General features: G+C 72.8%; 19 protein-coding genes. 10 read left to right on the top strand and 9 right to left on the bottom strand.

Annotated elements, in window-relative coordinates; translation table 11 throughout:
* Positions 1-81: 81 nt before the first annotated feature.
* Together ACZ7L0_RS21450 and ACZ7L0_RS21455 are read left to right on the top strand one after the other, a co-directional pair.
* Positions 82-1,320 (top strand): sensor histidine kinase, encoded by a 1,239-nt coding sequence (locus ACZ7L0_RS21450; RefSeq protein ID WP_471244083.1) that lies wholly within the window; start codon positions 82-84, stop codon positions 1,318-1,320.
* Entirely contained in the window at positions 1,317-1,982 is a 666-nt protein-coding gene (locus ACZ7L0_RS21455) for a response regulator transcription factor (RefSeq protein WP_471244084.1), read from the top strand. The genes ACZ7L0_RS21450 and ACZ7L0_RS21455 overlap by 4 nt, the downstream gene beginning before the upstream one ends.
* Here the strand turns inward: ACZ7L0_RS21455 and ACZ7L0_RS21460 are convergent.
* Complete coding sequence (locus tag ACZ7L0_RS21460) at positions 1,943-2,227, bottom strand: DUF6332 family protein (RefSeq protein WP_471244085.1); 285 nt, start codon at positions 2,225-2,227, stop codon at positions 1,943-1,945. The two genes, ACZ7L0_RS21455 and ACZ7L0_RS21460, sit on opposite strands and share 40 nt — an antisense overlap.
* A gap of 68 nt (positions 2,228-2,295) precedes the next feature.
* Positions 2,296-3,783, bottom strand: a complete 1,488-nt coding sequence (locus ACZ7L0_RS21465; RefSeq protein ID WP_471244086.1) for an MFS transporter — start codon at positions 3,781-3,783, stop codon at positions 2,296-2,298.
* Between the two features lie 86 nt (positions 3,784-3,869).
* On the opposite strand from ACZ7L0_RS21465, the gene ACZ7L0_RS21470 reads away from it, so the two are divergent.
* The gene (locus tag ACZ7L0_RS21470) at positions 3,870-4,271 is read left to right on the top strand and encodes a MarR family winged helix-turn-helix transcriptional regulator (RefSeq protein WP_471244087.1); all 402 of its coding nucleotides are present in this window, start codon (positions 3,870-3,872) and stop codon (positions 4,269-4,271) included.
* A 9-nt stretch (positions 4,272-4,280) separates the two neighbouring features.
* On the opposite strand, the gene ACZ7L0_RS21475 is transcribed toward ACZ7L0_RS21470, so the two are convergent.
* Positions 4,281-5,021 (bottom strand): maleylpyruvate isomerase family mycothiol-dependent enzyme, encoded by a 741-nt coding sequence (locus ACZ7L0_RS21475; RefSeq protein WP_471244088.1) that lies wholly within the window; start codon positions 5,019-5,021, stop codon positions 4,281-4,283.
* A 247-nt stretch (positions 5,022-5,268) separates the two neighbouring features.
* On the opposite strand from ACZ7L0_RS21475, the gene ACZ7L0_RS21480 reads away from it, so the two are divergent.
* Positions 5,269-6,009: a nucleotidyltransferase domain-containing protein gene (locus tag ACZ7L0_RS21480; protein ID WP_471244089.1), complete on the top strand. Its 741-nt coding sequence runs from the start codon at positions 5,269-5,271 to the stop codon at positions 6,007-6,009.
* Positions 6,010-6,077: 68 nt separating this feature from the next.
* On the opposite strand, the gene ACZ7L0_RS21485 is transcribed toward ACZ7L0_RS21480, so the two are convergent.
* Together ACZ7L0_RS21485 and ACZ7L0_RS21490 are read right to left on the bottom strand one after the other, a co-directional pair.
* The gene (locus tag ACZ7L0_RS21485; RefSeq protein WP_471244090.1) at positions 6,078-7,301 is read right to left on the bottom strand and encodes an MFS transporter; all 1,224 of its coding nucleotides are present in this window, start codon (positions 7,299-7,301) and stop codon (positions 6,078-6,080) included.
* An 84-nt stretch (positions 7,302-7,385) separates the two neighbouring features.
* On the bottom strand, positions 7,386-8,477 hold the full coding sequence (locus tag ACZ7L0_RS21490; protein WP_471244091.1) for a LacI family DNA-binding transcriptional regulator: 1,092 nt from the start codon (positions 8,475-8,477) through the stop codon (positions 7,386-7,388).
* Positions 8,478-8,786: 309 nt separating this feature from the next.
* Here ACZ7L0_RS21490 and ACZ7L0_RS21495 point away from each other — a divergent pair, with 309 nt between their 5' ends.
* Both ACZ7L0_RS21495 and ACZ7L0_RS21500 read left to right on the top strand, forming a co-directional pair.
* Complete coding sequence (locus ACZ7L0_RS21495) at positions 8,787-9,842, top strand: glycoside hydrolase family 5 protein (protein ID WP_471244092.1); 1,056 nt, start codon at positions 8,787-8,789, stop codon at positions 9,840-9,842.
* Between the two features lie 230 nt (positions 9,843-10,072).
* Positions 10,073-11,038 (top strand): hypothetical protein, encoded by a 966-nt coding sequence (locus ACZ7L0_RS21500; RefSeq protein WP_471244093.1) that lies wholly within the window; start codon positions 10,073-10,075, stop codon positions 11,036-11,038.
* Between the two features lie 6 nt (positions 11,039-11,044).
* Here the strand turns inward: ACZ7L0_RS21500 and ACZ7L0_RS21505 are convergent, their stop codons facing one another.
* Together ACZ7L0_RS21505 and ACZ7L0_RS21510 are read right to left on the bottom strand one after the other, a co-directional pair.
* Positions 11,045-11,698: a Fic family protein gene (locus ACZ7L0_RS21505; protein WP_471244094.1), complete on the bottom strand. Its 654-nt coding sequence runs from the start codon at positions 11,696-11,698 to the stop codon at positions 11,045-11,047.
* Positions 11,688-12,488 carry a hypothetical protein gene (locus ACZ7L0_RS21510; RefSeq protein WP_471244095.1) on the bottom strand — a complete coding sequence of 267 codons (801 nt, stop codon included), beginning with the start codon at positions 12,486-12,488 and terminating at the stop codon, positions 11,688-11,690. Before ACZ7L0_RS21510 ends, ACZ7L0_RS21505 begins: the two co-directional genes overlap by 11 nt.
* A gap of 72 nt (positions 12,489-12,560) precedes the next feature.
* Here ACZ7L0_RS21510 and ACZ7L0_RS21515 point away from each other — a divergent pair, with 72 nt between their 5' ends.
* Positions 12,561-12,956 carry a luciferase domain-containing protein gene (locus ACZ7L0_RS21515; protein WP_471244096.1) on the top strand — a complete coding sequence of 132 codons (396 nt, stop codon included), beginning with the start codon at positions 12,561-12,563 and terminating at the stop codon, positions 12,954-12,956.
* A gap of 15 nt (positions 12,957-12,971) precedes the next feature.
* On the opposite strand, the gene ACZ7L0_RS21520 is transcribed toward ACZ7L0_RS21515, so the two are convergent.
* On the bottom strand, positions 12,972-13,751 hold the full coding sequence (locus ACZ7L0_RS21520) for a DeoR/GlpR family DNA-binding transcription regulator (RefSeq protein WP_471244097.1): 780 nt from the start codon (positions 13,749-13,751) through the stop codon (positions 12,972-12,974).
* A gap of 134 nt (positions 13,752-13,885) precedes the next feature.
* Here ACZ7L0_RS21520 and ACZ7L0_RS21525 point away from each other — a divergent pair, with 134 nt between their 5' ends.
* Together ACZ7L0_RS21525 and ACZ7L0_RS21530 are read left to right on the top strand one after the other, a co-directional pair.
* Positions 13,886-14,767, top strand: coding sequence for an SIS domain-containing protein (locus tag ACZ7L0_RS21525; RefSeq protein WP_471244098.1), 882 nt, complete (start codon positions 13,886-13,888; stop codon positions 14,765-14,767).
* 15 nt (positions 14,768-14,782) lie between these two features.
* Complete coding sequence (locus tag ACZ7L0_RS21530) at positions 14,783-15,667, top strand: class II fructose-bisphosphate aldolase (RefSeq protein ID WP_471244099.1); 885 nt, start codon at positions 14,783-14,785, stop codon at positions 15,665-15,667.
* On the opposite strand, the gene ACZ7L0_RS21535 is transcribed toward ACZ7L0_RS21530, so the two are convergent.
* Positions 15,645-16,781, bottom strand: a complete 1,137-nt coding sequence (locus tag ACZ7L0_RS21535) for a methyltransferase (RefSeq protein ID WP_471244100.1) — start codon at positions 16,779-16,781, stop codon at positions 15,645-15,647. The genes ACZ7L0_RS21530 and ACZ7L0_RS21535 overlap by 23 nt on opposite strands.
* A 67-nt stretch (positions 16,782-16,848) precedes the next feature.
* Between ACZ7L0_RS21535 and ACZ7L0_RS21540 the strand changes: the two genes are divergently transcribed.
* A complete protein-coding gene (locus ACZ7L0_RS21540; protein WP_471244101.1) occupies positions 16,849-17,499 on the top strand; it encodes an alpha-ketoglutarate-dependent dioxygenase AlkB family protein in 651 nt (216 codons plus the stop codon).
* The last annotated feature ends 34 nt before the right edge of the window (positions 17,500-17,533 follow it).

Below are 17,533 nucleotides of genomic sequence, written 5' to 3' on the forward strand. Positions count from 1 at the left end.
CGCCGTACTCCCCGGGGAGTACGGATGATCACCCCGCTCGGCTGACGCTCTCCCCGGGCGGCGGCGTCTAGCGTGGCCGTCATGGAACAGCAGCGCGGGCGCCGCGTCCGGTCACGGCGGGGGGACGGCCGCAGACGGCGGTACGGGCCCGTGCGGTGGCACGGCCCGGACGACGCCGAGGCCCGCGGCCTTCACTGGCCCTGGCGTTCCACCGTGCTGATCACCGCCTTCGTACTGATCGGCTCCACCTTCGCGGAACACCAGCAGCCGGGCCGCGAGACGCTGGACGCCCCCGGGCGCGTGCTGCTGCTCGTGGCCTCGGGGCTACTGCTGTGGCGGCAGCGGTACCCGGTGTTCGTGGCGTTCGCCACCGCGTCGGCCGCCCTGGTCTACCTGGTCGCCGGCTACCCGTACGGGCCGGTCTTCCTGGCCGTCGCCGTGAGCTGCTTCAGCGCGGTCGTCACCGGGCACCGCCGGGCCGCCTGGACGTCCATCGGGCTGCTGTGGGCCGGACACGTCCTGGTCGCGCTCTGGCTGTACCGCCGGCTGCCGCCGCCGCACGACAGGGGAGCGGGCATCGGCCAGGAGATCGTCGTCGCCACCTGGGTACTGGCCGTCGTCGCGCTGTCGGAACTGGGCCGGGTACGGCGCGAGCAGCGGGCCCGGGAACGCGCCGACCGCGCCCAGGCCGCCCGGCGGCGCGCCGACGAGGAGCGGCTGCGCATCGCCCGCGAACTGCACGACGTCCTCGCGCACAGCATCTCCGTCATCAACGTGCAGGCGGGCATGGGCCTCGCGCTCCTGGACACCGATCCGGAGCAGGCGCGCACGGCGCTCACCACCATCAAAGCCGCCAGCAAGGAGGCGCTCGGCGAGGTGCGCCAGGTCCTCGACACCCTGCGCGCTCCGGGGGACGCCCCGCGCGCCCCCGCGCCCGGCCTGGACCGGCTGCCGGAACTGGTGGAACAGGCGGCGAGCGCGGGCCTCACCGTCGAGGTCGAGGGCGAGCCGCCGCGCCTGCCGCCGGGCGCCGACCTCGCCGCCTTCCGCATCGTCCAGGAGGCCCTCACCAACGTCGTACGCCACTCGGGATCACGGCACGCGCGCGTGCACCTCGGGCAGGAGGGCGGCGTACTGCGGCTGCGGATCGACGACGACGGGCCCGCGACCGGCGCGGAAGCGGGCGGCAGCGGGAACGGGCTGGCGGGAATGCGGGAGCGGGCCGCCGCGCTGGGTGGCACGATCGAGGCGGGCCCGCGCCCCGGCGGAGGCTTCCGGGTGCTCGCCGTACTGCCCTTGCACCCCAGGGAGGATCAGTGATCCGGGTACTGCTCGCCGACGACCAGTCGTTGGTGCGGGCCGGTTTCAGGGCGCTGCTCGACGCGCAGCCGGACATCGAGGTGGCCGGCGAGGCGGCAGACGGCGCGGCGGCCCTCAGCGAGGTGCGCGAACTGCGCCCGGATGTCGTCCTGATGGACATCCGCATGCCCCTGCTGGACGGCCTGGCCGCGACCCGCGGCATCACCGGCGACCCGGAGCTGAAGGACGTCAAGGTGGTCATGCTCACCACCTTCGAACTGGACGAGTACGTCTTCGAGGCGATCCGCTCGGGCGCCTCCGGATTCCTGGTGAAGGACACCGAGCCGGACGAACTCCTGCGCGCGGTACGGGCGGTGGTCCAGGGCGACGCGCTGCTGTCGCCCGGCGTGACCCGCCGCCTGATCGCCGAGTTCGCGGCCCGCTCCAAGGAGCCCGCCGCGGCCGACGCCCTCGCCGCGCTCACCGAGCGGGAACGAGAGGTGATGGCCCTGGTCGGCATCGGCCTGTCCAACGAGGAGATCGCCCGCCGCCTGGTGGTCAGCCCGCTCACCGCGAAGACCCATGTGAGCCGCACCATGGTCAAGCTGGGCGCCCGCGACCGGGCCCAACTGGTCGTGCTGGCCTACGAGTCGGGGCTGGTCCGGCCCGGCTGGCTGGGCTGAGCCCGCTGCTGGAAACGCACCAGCACGCTCACCGTCCGGGCGACGAAGACCAGGACCGCGAGTGCCCAGCCCACGCGCAGCAGCCCCGCCGACACCGAATGCGGCAGATCGAAGAGCAAGGCCGGCCCGCCGATCGCCCCGAACAGGACCGCCGCCGCGAACACCGCGCTGACCAGCGCGTATCCGATCTCCACGGTCATCGCGTCCTGCTCGGCCCTGGTCCGCCGTCCCCCGTACCCGTCCATCCCCCCAGTCTCACAGGCGTGCGCCCGGCGGAGCAACCAACTCCGGCCGGGCACACGCTGGACACGACCTAGTCGCGGACCGCTGCCACGGGCTCCGCGCCCGCCTCCTCCACAGCGGACCGGGCGACCACCACGGTGTGCTGGTCGGCGCGACGGCCGCGCAGCCCCGTGAGGGTGATGAGGAGTCCGGCGAGGGCGATGCCCGTCACCACGAGCAGACCGGGCCGGTAACTGTCGAGTACGGCCTGCGGGGTCGCGTGGGCGGGGGAGTGTGCGGTGACCACCGCCGTGACGACGGCCAGGAAGATCGCGCCGCCCACCTGGACCGAGGTGTTGAGCAGTCCGGAGACCATGCCCTGCTCGTGGTCCTCGACCCCGTTGGTGGCCTGGATGTTGAGCGAGGGGAAGACCAGCGCGCAGGCCGCGCCGATCAGCAGCATCGACGGCAGGATGGCCGCCGCGTACACCGGGTCGAGGTCGACGCGCAGGAACAGCGCGTACCCGGCGACCATCAGCGCGAAGCCCGCCGCGATCAGCCGCTGGGTGCCGAACCGGTCGACGATCGAACCGACCTTCGTGGAGGACACCGCCACCAGCGCACCGGCGGGCAGGAAGGCGAGCGCCGTGTGCAGCGCGGACCAGCCGAGCAGCGACTGCATGTACAGCGTGACCAGGAACTGGAAGCCGACGTAAGAGCCGAAGAACGCCATCGCGCCGAGCTGCGCCCGCACTTGATGGCCGGAGCGCAGTACACCGAGCCGGATCAGCGGCCCGGGCGAGCGCCGTTCCACCAGTACGAACACGGTCAGCAGCACGGCGACGGCGAGGAAGGACAGCAGCGTACGGGCCGACGCCCAGCCGGCCTCCGGCGCCTGTACGACGGTGAAGACCAGCAGCAGCATCGAGGCGGTGCCGATGACGGCGCCGGGAATGTCGTACCCGTCGTGGTCCTTCTCCCGTGCGCTGCGCGGCAGCAGCTTCAGGCCCGCGAGCAGGGCGGCGAGCGCGATGGGCGCGGGCAGCAGCATGGTCAGCCGCCAACTGGCCTCGGTGAGCAGGCCGGAGAGCACCAGGCCCATCGAGAAGCCGGTCGCCGCGCAGGTGGTGTAGATCGACAGGGCGCGGTTGCGCAGCGGGCCCTCGGGGAAGGTCGTGGTGATGATGGACAGGCCGGCGGGCGCGGTGAACGCCGCGCTCAGTCCCTTGATGAAGCGGCTGGCGATCAGCAGCGGCCCGGAGTCGACGAGCCCGCCGAGCAGCGAGGCGAGCGCGAACACGCCCAGGGCCACCAGGAACACCTGGCGTCGGCCGAGCAGGTCGGCGGTCCGGCCGCCGAGGAGGAGCAGCCCGCCGTATCCCAGGATGTAGCCGCTGACGATCCATTGCAGCGTCGACGTGGACAGGTCGAGGTCGGAGCCGATGGAGGGCAGGGCCACGCCGACCATCGACACGTCGAGCGCGTCCAGGAACATCGCGGCGCAGAGCACCAGCAGGGTGCCCCACAGCCGGGGAGTCCAACGCCCCTGGGACGCGGAGGTGGTGAGCGGAGAGGTCATGCGGAAGACACTACATGCACACGCATGAGATGCAAACGCATTTAATTCCGATGCAATAAATTCGTTTCTCTGCTACGGTGCCGCCCATGGCGGCGAAGAAGGCCGAGCAGGAGCTCGTGAACCAGTGGCGGGACATGCTGGCGCTGCACGCCCGCACCCAGTGCGAACTCGACCGCGCCCTGCACGGACACGGCCTGTGCGCCAGCGACTTCGAGGTCCTCGACCTGCTCGCCGAGGGCTCCGCGGCGGACGGTGGCTGCGCCTACCGCGTACAGGAGATCGGCGACCGGGTCCACCTCAGCCAGAGCGCGCTCTCCCGCCTGATCGCCCGCCTGGAGAAGGACGACCTCCTCCAGCGGGCCATGTGCGCGGAGGACCGGCGGGGCGTGCGGGTGGCCCTCACCGAGAAGGGGCGCGCGCTGCACGGCGAGGTGCTGCCCGTGCAGCGCGCGGTGCTGACCCGGATGCTGACCGAGCCGGACGGCTGACCGGCGAGGTCAGATCGTCGATTTCTCGCGCCACAGCGCGGCGAGCGCGGCGTCCCCGGTCACCCTGGGCACGGGCAGCCGGTTCCACAGCGCGAGGTACAACCGGTCGGCGGGGCCGGCCAGTTCGGCGTCGGCCTCACCGGTTTCGTCCCGGCTGGTCACGGGTGGCTGATCGGACAGCCGTACGGTCCACGCCGCATCCCCCTCCACGTCCAGGGCGCGCACCCTGAGGACGCGCGGCGCGTCGGTGCGGACCCGGCTCCTGGGGCGGGCGTGGAAGCCGCGCAGCAGTTCGTCGATGCCGTCCACGGCGAAGTCCGGGGCGATCGCGGACGCCGTGCCGCCGAGCGCCGACTCCGCGTCGTAGCGGTGGACGGCCGTCTCGTGCGCCTGCCGCCGGGTCCAGAAGGCCAACGGCGAGGCGACGGGCGCCGAGTGGAAGGTGAAGCACACCACGTCGGGCGGCGCGGCGGCCAGCGTGTCGACGAGCCGCCGGTGACTGTCCCGGTACCAGGCCACCAGTGCGTCGCCGTCGAGGTCGGGGGCGTCACCCAGCGGACGCGGCTCACCGTGCCCCTCGGCGACGAACCCCGCCGCCCAGCGGTGCACCGTGCCCGTGTGCCGCAGCAGATCCCGCACCTGCCACTCCGGGCAGGTCGGCACCTTGGCGTCGGTGCCCGCCTCGGCCGCGGCGGCGGCCAGCAAACGGCCCTCGCGGTCCAGGAACTGAAGGTACTCGGCTGTGTCCATGCTGATGAGTGTGCCGGACGCGGGTGGGGCGGCGGGCGCGGGAATGCCGTGATCCGTCCTCCCCGCGGGGATTCCGGCGTGCGAACGCACGGCGCCGAGGAAAAACCCGGTGACCGCGCCGCCGCACGTCAGGACAATGGACCACCACGGCGCCGGTTTCGACGCGCGGGCCTCGCGCACCGCTGCCGTGAAGGGGCTCGGCCGCCGCGCGGGCCCACATCACCCAGCACCAGGAAGGCGGCCGACCGTGACCGTCCCGAACACCCTGCTGTCCGGCATCGTCGGCTCGACCGCGTACGGGCTCGCCCACGAGGGCTCCGACGTGGACCGCCTCGGCATGTTCGCGGCGCCCACCGAGGCCCTGCACGGCCTGCACACCCCGAAGGAGTCCCACGTCACCACGGCTCCGGACCGCACGTTTCACGAGGCCGCGAAGTGGTGCCGGCTCGCCCTCGGCGGCAACCCGACCGTCACGGAACTCGTGTGGCTGCCGGCGGACCTGTACGAGGTGCGGACGCCGCTCGGCGACGAGCTGATCGGCATCCGCACGTCGCTGCTGTCCGCCAAGCGGGTCCGGGACGCCTACCTCGGCTACGCCACCCAGCAGTTCCGGCGGCTCCAGGCCCGCGCCGACGCCTCGGACTCCGTGGACACCCGCAAGCGCACCGCCAAGCACGCCCGCCACCTCAAGCGGCTGTGCCACCAGGGCCTGGAGCTCTACGCCACCGGACGTCTGACGATCGGCGTCGAGAACCCGCAGCAGTACCACGACTTCGGCGACCGCGTCGCCGCCGACGCCTCGGCGGCACTGCCCCTGCTCCAGAGGTACGAGACCGCCTTCGCCGAGACCCGCACGGTACTGCCGGACCGGCCCGACGAGGCCGCCGTCGACGCATGGCTGCGCCGCGTCCGCGCCCACTTCTACGCCCCGCACACATCGCGGGCCTCGTCCTCCGGTCCAGCGGCTGATCCCGTCGCGCTTCCCTAGGAGGGGCCTGCTGCGCACAGGGGCCGCGTTCGTCACCCACGACTGCCCTGCCGCGAACCGGCGTGCCGTCAGCCCACGGTCACCCGGTGCGTGAAGACACCGATCACCGCCGCCAGTCCCGCCAGCACCGCCACACTCGTGAGCGCGACGGGCAGCGAGGACCAGTCCGCCATGAAGCCGATCGCGGGCGGCCCGAGGAGCATGCCGCCGTAGCCGAGGGTGGAGGCGGTGGCGACGCCGGAGGGGCCGGTCAGGGCGCCGGCGCGTTCCACGGCGACGGGGAAGAGGTTGGCGAGTCCGAGACCGGTGACGGCGAAGCCGATCAGGGCCGCCCAGGTGGCGGGGGCGAGTGAGCCGAGCAGCATTCCGGCCGCCGCGGTGCCGCCGCCGGCGATCACGGTGGGGGTGCGGCCGAGGCGTTCGAGCAGGGCTGTGCCCGTGAGCCGGCCGAGGGTCATGGCGAGCGCGAAACACGAGTAGCCGACCGCCGCGACCCCGGCCGAGGTGTGCAGGTCCTGTTCGAGGTGGAGCGCGCCCCAGTCGGCCATGGCTCCCTCGCCGTACGCGGTGCACAGCGCGATCAGGCCGAAGACGGCGACGAGCCGGCGGGTACGACGGTCCGTGGGGTCTGTGCGGTCCATGCGGTCCATGCGGTCCATGCGGTCCATGCGGTCCATGCGGTGCTGAGTGCCGTCGCCGGAGACAGGTGCGTCCGGTGGCGCCGGGGGTTCGTGACGCAGCAGGGCGCGGCCGGCGACCGCGGTGACCAGCAGGCCGATGAGGGACAGGCCGAGCAGGTGGCGGGTGGGGGAGAGGACGCCCGCGACCAGCCCGCCGAGGCCCGCGCCGAGCATGCCGCCCAGGCTGAAGGCGGCGTGGAAGCTGGGCATCACCGGTCGCCGCAGCGCGGCCACCAGGTCTACGGCGGCACTGTTGAAGGCCACGTTGATACCGCCGTACGCCGCTCCGAACAGCAGCAGCACGCCGCCGAGCGCGGGCGCCGAGTGGGTCAGCGGGGGCAGTGCGACGCTGAGGGAGAGCAGGACGGCGCAGACCACGGTGACGGGGTGGCTGCCGTAGCGGCGGCAGAGCCGGCCGATGAGCATCATCGTGACCACCGCGCCGGCGGAGACACCGAGGAGGGCCAGGCCCAGGGCGCCGGTGGAGGCGTGGGTCTGGTGCTTGATCGCGGGGATGCGGACGACCCATCCGGCGAAGACGAAGCCGTCGAGGGCGAAGAAGACGGTGAGGGTGATGCGGAGTCGGGTGAGGTGGCTGCCGGTGCCCGGCACGGCGTTGTGCGTTCGGGTTTTGTTTATTAGCGGCACAAAGTCAGGGTAGGAGAGTGACCAGGGGCGGGCAAGGGGATGCGCACGTCAGCCCGGTGGCGCCGCCGTGCTGTGCCTGATCACCAGACTGGTCGGCACGAGATCGGTTCCGGGCCGGGAGCCGTCGAGGGTGCGGATCTGCCGCAGGGCGCCCTGGACGCAGCGGCGGCCCACCTCGGCGAAGTCCTGGTGCACGGTGGTGAGGGGCGGTACGAAGAACGCGGCGTCGGGGATGTCGTCGAAGCCGACGACGCTGATGTCGTCGGGGACGCGCAGGCCGCGTTCGTGGAAGGCGCGCAGCAGCCCCAGGGCCATCTGGTCGTTGGCGGCGAACACCGCGGTGCAGTCGGCTTCCCCGGCCAGCGCGAGGCCGGCCGCATAGCCCGACTCGGCCGACCAGTCGCCGTGCAGGGGCGGCGGCACCGGGCGTCCCGCCTCCTCCAGGACCGCGCGCCAGGCCTGGGTCCGGCGCTGGCCGGCGAAGGACGTCTGGGGTCCGGTGACATGCCATACGGTCCGGTGGCCCAGGTCGAGCAGGTGCCTGACGGCCTTCCGGGCACCGTCGGCCTGGTCGGTGTCGACCACGCTGTAGCGGTCCCCGGCGTCGGAGTCCACGACGACGACGTGCACGCCGGGCGGCAGTTGCACCGTGGCGGTGTCGAGCAGATGGATCTCCATGATGACGATCACGGCGTCGACGGCCAGCTCTCCCATCCGGGTGAAGGCCCCCAGCACGTTGTCCTGCGTCGGGACGTCGATCGGGATCAGCGTGATCGCGTAACCCTCGGCCGCGGCGTGCGTGGCGATCGCCTCCACGGTGCGGCTGTTGCCCGTCGAGGACAGGCTGAAGAGGATCACGCCGATGGTGTTGAACCGGCCGTACCGCAGGGCGCGGGCGGCGCTGTTGGGCCGGTAGCCCAGCTCCCGCATGGCCGCGAGCACCTGCTCCCGGGTCGAACTGATCACCCCGGGATGGCCGTTCGAGACCCGGGAGACCGTCTGGGACGAGACGCCCGCGAGCTTGGCGACATCGGCCATGGACACGCGCTGCTTGCGGCGCTCCCCGGGCACGCCCGAGCCGCCCCGCCGGGCCCCGCCGAAGGGCGCGGGCACCCGCTCGTCCCGTTCGTTCAGGGTCATCGCTCCACCACTCCCGCCTCCCTCGTCGCACCGGATGTTACGCGTGGGAAACCTTGACGACCGCTGGAGCGGATGCCACGATTCCGACGCCTTCGAGTTTACGTAAACATCGCCACGGAACCAGCCTGGGCGGAGATCCCGTCACCTCTTGCCCTCCGGGTCATGTTTACGTAAACACGCCGTCGTGGAGGGTGAGCACGTCAAGGGCGGTGAGCCGAGACCGCCCGTCCGGCCCGGTACACCTCCCGGGGCCGCTCATCCGCGCGAACTCCCCCGCGCCGAGCCGTCATCTCCTGAAAGGGCAAGTCGATGAGCAAGACCCCGGCCCGAACCCGCCGCACCCCCCGGCTGCGTGCCGCGTTCGTGGCGGTCGCGATCGCCGCGATCACCGGCACGACCGTCACCGGCACCCCCGCCTCCGCCGCGCCGAGCACGGGCACGACCCAGTTCAAGGGCGTCAACTGGGCCGACCCCCGCGACAACTTCGCCGACGACCCCGTAGTGCTGTCGGGCCTGTCGCTCTCCGACAGCTACGCCCAGACCTACGCCAAGGCGAGCCGGATCATCTCGGCGTTCCGCGCCAACCTCGGTGCCAACACCGTCCGGCTGCCCATCAACCCGTACACCGTCAACGGCCCCTACTGGAAGTCGTACCGCGGGGTCATCGACGCCGCGACGGCCAAGGGCTTCAAGGTGATCGTCTCCTACTGGGAGGGCACGGGCGCCCGCAAGGACGGCTTCATCGACGACCCCGCCACCTTCTGGCCCATGTGGGACACCGTGGTCAAGGCCTACAAGGGCAACTCGCGGGTCTACTTCGAGCCGATGAACGAGCCGCACGGCTACACCGACACCGACTGGGCCGACATCGCCGCGAAGTGGCTGGACACCTACCCGTCGGTCCCCCGCGACCGGGTGTTCGTCAGCGGCGCCGGCTACAACGACCATGTCACCTCAGTCTGCGCCGACCCGCGTCTGAAGGGCACGTACCTGTCGCTGCACCACTACGGGTTCTGGAAGGACTACGCCACCTACGACCAGTGGGTGTCCGACCTCAAGGTGCGCATCGGCGACTGCGCGAGCCGGACGGTCGCCGACGAGTTCGGCGCCCCGATGACCACGGGCCTGGACTACAACAAGCCCACCCCGGACAACAACTTCATCAACTACGTCCAGGCGGTCACCGACACCTTCCGCCAGCTCAAGATGGGGTCCGTCTACTGGCCGGGCCTGCGCACCGACGACACGTACTCGCTGCAGACCCTGACCGGCGACCCCGCCCGGCCCTGGCTGGCCACCACCAACCAGTCCGGCGCCGACCGGCTCGCCTGGGGCTGGGGACGCGGCAAGCCCGTCCGGCCCTGACCGGAGCCGGGGCACGGACGCCGGCCGGCCGCGGTGCACGCGCACCGCGGCCGGCCGCTGGTGCTGGAAGGGGCGGTGGTCACGTCACCCGCCGGAGCCGCAACCGGCCCCACGTCGTGGGCCACGCGGGCGAACTCCCGGCCACGACTGCCGCCGCCGGGGACCGCCGCGCGGGCATGTTCGTCTGGCGCCGCACACCGGCGCCTCGTGCCCCGTCCAAGGAGAGGCCCATGCCCCGACTCCCACGCCTGGCCGGTGCCGCCACGGCCGCCGCCGCCCTCAGCGTGCTCGCCTCAGCTCCCGCGCTGGGCAACGACCTGCCCGTGTCGGATCCCCACATCGTCGCCCACTTCGACCGCGCCGCGGGGCAGACACCGGAGAACATCGCGCTCGAACCCGGCGGCTCGGCGTACCTGACCTTCGCGGTGGCCCGGCAGGTCGCCCATGTCACCCAGGACGGACACACCGAGATCCGCGCCACCCTGCCCCCGGTGGCGAACCCCAACACCCCGATCGTGCGCGACGCGGTGGTCACGGGCATCGCCCGCGCCCACGACGGCACGCTCTACGTCGTCTACGCCACCGGCACCGACGCGACCGGTGTCTGGCGCATCGCGGCGGACGGCAGCGGCCCGACGCGGATCGCGCAGCTTTCGCCGAACGGGTTCCCCAACGGCCTCGCCCTCGACGAGCGCCGCAACGTGCTGTACGCCGCCGACTCGGCGCTGGGCAAGGTCTGGCGCGTGCCGTTGAACGGCGGCGAGCCCACGGCCTGGGCCAGGGCGGGCGCCCTCGAAGCGGCCAACGCCGGAGCCTTCGGCGCGAACGGCATCAAGGTCCACCGCGACGCCGTGTGGGTGACCAACACCGACCGGGGGACGCTGCTGCGCATCCCCGTCCGCGACGACGGCTCCGCGGACGCGATCGAGACCCGGGCGACCGGGCTGGAGGGAATCGACGACTTCACCTTCGTCGGCCACGGGAGCACCGTCCTCGCGGCGGTGAGCGCCGGCAGCCAGGTGGCCGTGGTGCGCCCGGACGGCGGCCACACCGTCGTCCTCACCGAGCGGGACGGCCTGTCCAACCCGTCCTCCGTGGCCGTGCAGGACCGGACCGTCTACGTGCCCAGCACGGCGTTCGTCACCCAGCGCGACCCGAACCTCCTCCTGGCCCGCCTCCACCACCGCCTCCGGTAGCCGGCCTCAACTCGCCGTCGCCCGGCGGCGCGTGGCACGCATGAGCACGGCCACCAGCACCGCCAGATCCACCGCCCCCTCCGGGTCGTCCGCGTACCGGGTCGTCTGCAACGGCCCGACCTCGTCCAGCCGCACGCCCTCCAGGTCCAGCACATGGGCCAGGGCCAGCAGGGCCAGGCGGGCGTTGCCGTCCGTGAAGGGATGGAAGAAGGCGACGTCCAGGTATGTCCGGGCCGCGCGGGCGGCGAGGGGGACGGCGGGGTCGGTGCTCTGGCGCAGACAGGCCGCGAAGTCGGGCCAGGTGCGCGGGGTCAGGCCGTAGCGCTCCCGGCCGCCCTTGGCGAAGGCGTCGCCGTCGCGCGGGGGTGGCACCTCGGGCAGGCCGAGGACGAGCCGCTGCCAGGCGGCGAGGAGGCCGGGAGTGAGCGGTTCGCCCCGGGCGGCGTCGGCGCGGGCGCGGGACAGCGCCGCGAGCAGGCGGTCGGCGCGCTCCGGGTCGCGGCGCCGGACCGGGCCGTCGTACCAGGTGGCGAGGCCGTCGATGGACGGCCGCACGGGGGACGCGGTTTCGGTGGGCACCGCCGAGGACCAGTCGACCCGCAGTCTGACCCGGCACCAGGTCGCCAGCGCGTCGGATGTTCCGTATGTCTCAGAAGTCACGGTACGGTTTCCGGTCCGTCAGCCCGACCGCCAGGTCCTCGCCCACCGAATCCACCAGGGTCTGCCGGGGCCGCGTCCAACTGGCGAACCGGCCGCCGATCGCGGCGTCGACCGCCCGTGCGGACTCTTCCGGTGACATCCCGGTCGAGGTGAGGAACCAGGTGAGCACCCTCCGGCACGTGCCGTACCAGCCGCACTCGGCCTGCGTACGATCCACGACCAGGGTCACCAGCCGGGTCGCCGCCCGCTCGAGATGCCAGCTGCGGTCCTCGGCGGAGGCGTCGGGCGGTGGGGCGAGCCGGGCGAACCGCTCGGCCAGGCCCTCCAGCCAGTCGCGCCATTCCAGGAGCGAGTCCACGACACGGGCGGCCGTCGGCCCGGGCTCCTTCACCGAGTGGGACACACAGCACCAGCTGCCGACCACACCGCCGCCGCCACCCTCGCCGACCGAGCAGTCCCAGCCACACGCCCACCGGCCGTACCTGGCCACCAGCAGTTCGGTGACCTGGCCGACGAAGTGCCACTTCGAGTCCTCCCCGTCCTGCGCGGCGTTCGCCAACGAAGTGATCAGCGCGGTCAGTTCGGCCTCCTCCTCCGCGTCCCAGGAGAAGGGATGGGTCTCCGGGTCCATCTCGGACCAGCTCAGCCGGTAGTGGTACAGCTCGGGATCGCGGAACGTGACATACCTCCGGGGTGAGCGGTGTGCGGGTGCGGCCGACCGATGATCGCCGACCCGCGCGGCCTTGTCATCCGGATTTCCGGGGCGGGAGACGACCCCGAAAGCGGTCAAGTCGGCGATACGGACCGGTTAATGCTTGCTCACGAGCTGGTTGCGGGAGGGTGAGCGCGTCATGATGGGCCCATGACGTTGGCCTCGCGCGCGCTCGCGCAACTGGCGACCTGGCCGGACCTGAGACAGGCCGCGCCGAGCTGCGGCCTGGGAGAGGCGGTGAGTTCGGCCCGTGGCGAGATCGCCCACTTCCACTCGGACCGGGATGTCGACCTGCGTCTGACGGACCGCGCCATTCGGCGTTTCGCCAAGGACCTCAAGGGCTCGGGGGCGATCCGCATCGTGCCGGGCTCGCAGTGGGTGACGATACGCCTCGACGCCTCGAGCGACGTCGACCTGTTGCTGACCCTGGTGAGCGTGGCCCTCCAGGCCCAGCAGGCCGGCCCGGACCCGGCCGACCGGCCGGCGGTCGGCTGCAATGACCAGCGGGGCGCGGGGTTCATCCGGGCCGCTCCGGGCGGGATCTGAGGCGGTGCGGCGCGGTCACACGGTGACGACCCGTACCCCCGCCTCCTCGAATCGGCGCACGGTGTCCTGTCCCACCGCCGTGTCCGTGACCAGCGTGTCCACCGACTCGGCCGCGCAGATACGGGCGAAGGCCCGCTGACCCAGCTTGCTGGAGTCGGCGGCGACGACCACCCGCTCGGCGCGCTCGCACAGCAGCCGGTTGATCGCGGCCTCGGCCTCGTCGTGCGCCGCCGCGCCGTGGGTGACGTCGAAGGCGACCACCCCGAGCACCGCCACGTCGACGGTGATCTGGCCGAGCACGCCGTCCGCGAGCGGGCCGACGAGCTCGTACGACTGCGGGCGCGCGACCCCACCGGTCACCACGATCTTGAACTGGGGCCGTACGGCGAGCTCGTTGGCGATGTTGAGCGCGTTGGTCACGACGGTCAGCGCCGGCGAGCCGGAGGAGAGATCACCGCGCACGGCGAGGGCACGGGCCACCTCCGTGGTGGTCGTGCCACCGGTCAGGCCCACCGCCTCGCCCGGCGCGACGAGGTCCGCGACCGCCTTGGCGATGCGCTGCTTCTCGGAGGCGCGGCGGGCCGTCTTGTAGCGCAACGGCAGCTCGTACGACACCCCGTGGACCACCGCACCGCCCCGGGTGCGCACCAGCATCTGCTGCTCGGCGAGGCGGTCGAAGTCCCGGCGGATCGTCGCGGCCGACACCGCCAGCTCGGCCGCCGCCTCCTCGACCTCCAGCCGACCGCGTTCGACGAGCAGTTCCAGCAGCGCTTTCCAGCGGGCGTCGCGCGACATCGGCGGCCTCCGTTCCTCGATCTCTTCGCGACCCTAACGCAATCCGCTTGGGCCTGAATGCTTGATTGTGCTTGAAAGCTGGCTCTACCTTGCAAGAACAAGCAGACAGGTGGCGCGTCTGGGAGGGGTACGGCATGACCCATGTCGAGGACGAGCTGAACAGCCAGCCCGAGTGCTGGATACGGGCGGCCCGGGAGGCGGCCCGGTACGGCGGGGTGCTGCCGGTGCCGGGGGAGAGGGCCGCGATCGTCGGCTGTGGCACCTCGTACTTCATGGCGCGGGCGGCCGCCGCCCTGCGCGAGGGCGCCGGGGCGGGCGAGACGGACGCCTTCACCGCGTCCGAGTTCCCGCACGGACGCCGGTACGACCGGGTCGTCGCCCTCACCCGGTCCGGCACCACGACCGAAGTGCTGCATCTACTGCGGCAGTTGCAGGGGCAGGCCCGCACCACCGCGATCACCGCCGATCCGGACACGCCCGTGACGGCGGTGGCCGACGACCTCGTCGTGCTCGACTTCGCGGACGAACGGTCCGTCGTCCAGACCCGGTTCGCCACCAGCGCCCTCACCCTGCTCCGGGCCCACCTCGGTCTGCACACCGACGCGGTGGTCGCCGACGGCCGCACCGCGCTGTCGACTCCCCTGCCCCCAGGTCTCGTCGAGTGCGCGCAGTTCACCTTCCTGGGCCGCGGCTGGACCGTCGGGCTCGCGCACGAGGCCGGGCTGAAGATGCGCGAGGCCTCCCTGTCCTGGACCGAGGCCTACCCGGCGATGGAGTACCGGCACGGCCCCATCAGCGTCACCACCCGGGGCACGGCCACCTGGATGCTCGGCGCGGCCCCCGACGGACTCGCCGAACAGGTGCGCGGCACCGGTGCGTTGTGGATCGAGGGCCGTCTCGATCCGCTCGCCGAACTGGTCCGCGCCCAGCGCCTCGCCGTCGCCGTCGCCGCCGCCCGCGGACTCGACCCGGACCGGCCCCGCCACCTCACCCGCTCGGTGATCCTCGCCCCCTGACGGAAAGGACCGGCCGTGCCCCTCGCAGCCACCGGTGAGCTGGTCACCCGCGCGGCCGCCGCGCGCTCCGCCGTCGCCGCCTTCAACATCATCACCCTCGAACACGTCGAAGCCGTCATCGCCGGCGCCGAGTCGGCCGGCGCGCCCGTGGTCCTCCAAGTCAGCGAGAACGCCGTGAAGTTCCGCTACGGACGGCTGCTCCCGCTGGCCCGCGCCGCCGCCGTCGCCGCCGAGCGCGCCCGCGTACCGGTCGCCCTGCACCTCGACCACGTACAGAGCGACGATCTGCTGAGGCAGGCGCCGGGCGCCGGGTTCAGCTCCGTCATGTACGACGCGGCGCGGCTGCCGTACGCCGAGAACCTGGCGGCGACCCGGGCGGCGGTCGACTGGGCGCACGCCCAAGGGCTCTGGATCGAAGCCGAGTTGGGTTCCATCGGCGGCAAGTCCGGGCCGCCGCTGGACGCCCACGCCCCCGGCGCGCGCACCGATCCCGACGAGGCCCGGACTTTCGTCGCCGGCACCCGCGTGGACGCCCTGGCCGTCGCCGTCGGCAGCGTCCATGCCATGACCACCCGCACCGCCGCCCTCGACCACGACCTCCTCGGACGCCTGTCCGCCGCCCTGTCCGTCCCGCTCGTGCTGCACGGCTCCTCCGGAGTACCGGACGAGGGCCTGGTCGAGGCGGTCGCGGGCGGCATCGCCAAGGTCAATGTCGGCACCGCCCTGAACATGGCGATGACCGGCGCGATCCGGGACTTCCTCGCGGCCCACCCGGAGGCCGTCGACTCCCGCAAATACCTCACTGTGGGCCGGGAGGCGATGGCCCGGGAAGTCACGCGGATCATCGGTGTCCTGGCCCGGCCCGGCGCCCGCTCGGCTACCCCCGCTTCACCGCACTGAGCACCACGAACTTCGGGTCGCTCGCGACCAGTCGGCTGTTGCCGAACAGGCGCCGCAGCTTCACGTGGTACCCCAGGTGCCGGTTGCCGATCACCCACAGCTCGCCGCCGGGCCGCAGCGCTCGCCGCGCCCCGGTGAACATCCGCCAGGCCGTCGCGTCGGTCGTCGCCTGGTGGGAGTGGAACGGAGGGTTGTTGAGGACCAGGTCCACACTGCCGGGCGCCACCCCGGCCAGCCCGTCCCCGACCCGGAACTCGGCGTGTCCGGGGACCCCGTTGGCCTTGTACGTCGCCTCCGCCGAGGCCACCGCCTGGAACGACTCGTCCACGAACAGCACCTCGGCGGCCGGATCGGCCAGCGCCACCGCCGTCCCGACGACGCCGTTGCCGCAGCCCAGGTCCACCACCCGGCGCGGCCCGTCGGCGGGCGGCAGATGCTTCAGGAAGAACCGGGTGCCGATGTCGAGCCGGTCGGCGCAGAACACGCCCGCGTGGTTGACGACCGCGCGCCCGGAGATCGCGCCGATGCCGTCGGGAAGGGCGTAGGCGTAAGGCCACGGGTTGGCGGGGCGCGCCGACGACGGGTCCGGGGAGCAGAAGATCAGCCGGGCCTTCTGCCGGGCCGGCGAGGTCCGGGTCGGGCCGAGGATCCGCTCGAACAGCTGGAGCGTCGAGGTGTGGATCTCCTTCACCATGCCGGTGCCGACGACGACCGTGCCCTCGTGCACGGCGGGCGCCAGCCGCAGCAGCTGGTCCTCCAGCAGCGCCAGGCTCTTCGGCACCCGGACCAGGAGCACGTCGACGCGCTCCGGCGGCGGATCCTGGGTGGTCAGCAGGCGCACCGCACCGGCCTCCACACCGGCCCGCGCGAGGTTCGCCCGGGTCGCCTCCTGGCTGAGGTACGAGTCGGTGATCTGCGTCGGCCGGTGCGCCGCGAGCGCCGTGACCAGTGCTCCCCAGCGGTCGCCGAGCACCACGACCGTGCCGGTCAGGGGGATCCGCTCCTCGGCCAGATGCCGGAGCAGATACACGTCGGAGGCGTCCCAGGCCCGCAGCCGGTCACGCGGATCCTCGGGGAAGCGGGACAGCTCGAGCTCGCCCCACGGAGTCGTCATACGGTCGTTCATCGTGCGTCCAGGCTAGCCGAGCCGCATCTCACGGCCCCTCGGGCAGGATAGGAGCATGGAGGCGGAGCTGTTCCCCAGGGGGCGCACCCGGGTCGCGCCGGGCGCCGTGCACGTCCCGGACTGGCTGGACACCGACGCGCAGCGCGAGCTGCTCGCGGCCTGCCGGGAGTGGGCACGCCCACCGGCCGGCCTGCGTACCGTGCGCACGCCCGGCGGCGGCACGATGACCGCCCGGCAGGTCTGTCTGGGCTGGCACTGGTACCCGTACGCCTACGCCCGCACGGTCGTCGACGGTGACGGCACCCCCGTGAAGCCCTTCCCGGACCGGCTCGGCGAGCTGGGCCGGCGCGCGGTGGCCGACGCGCTCGGTCCGGAGGCGGCCACGGCGGCGCCGTACGACATCGCCCTGATCAACTTCTATGACGGTGACGCCCGCATGGGCATGCACCGCGACGGCGACGAGAGGTCCGACGCGCCCGTGGTCTCGCTGAGCCTCGGCGACACCTGTGTCTTCCGCTTCGGCAACACCGAGACCCGCGCCAGGCCGTACACGGACGTCGAGCTGCGCAGCGGCGACCTGTTCGTCTTCGGGGGACCGTCCCGGCTCGCGTACCACGGCGTCCCACGGGTGCACCCGGGCACCGCGCCGCCCGCGCTCGGGCTGACCGGGCGGCTGAACATCACCCTGCGGGTGAGCGGCTTCTAGGAGCTGCCCGGCCGGTCAGCGGATCATGGGAGAC

This window comes from Streptomyces sp. NPDC039424 (assembly GCF_055639495.1).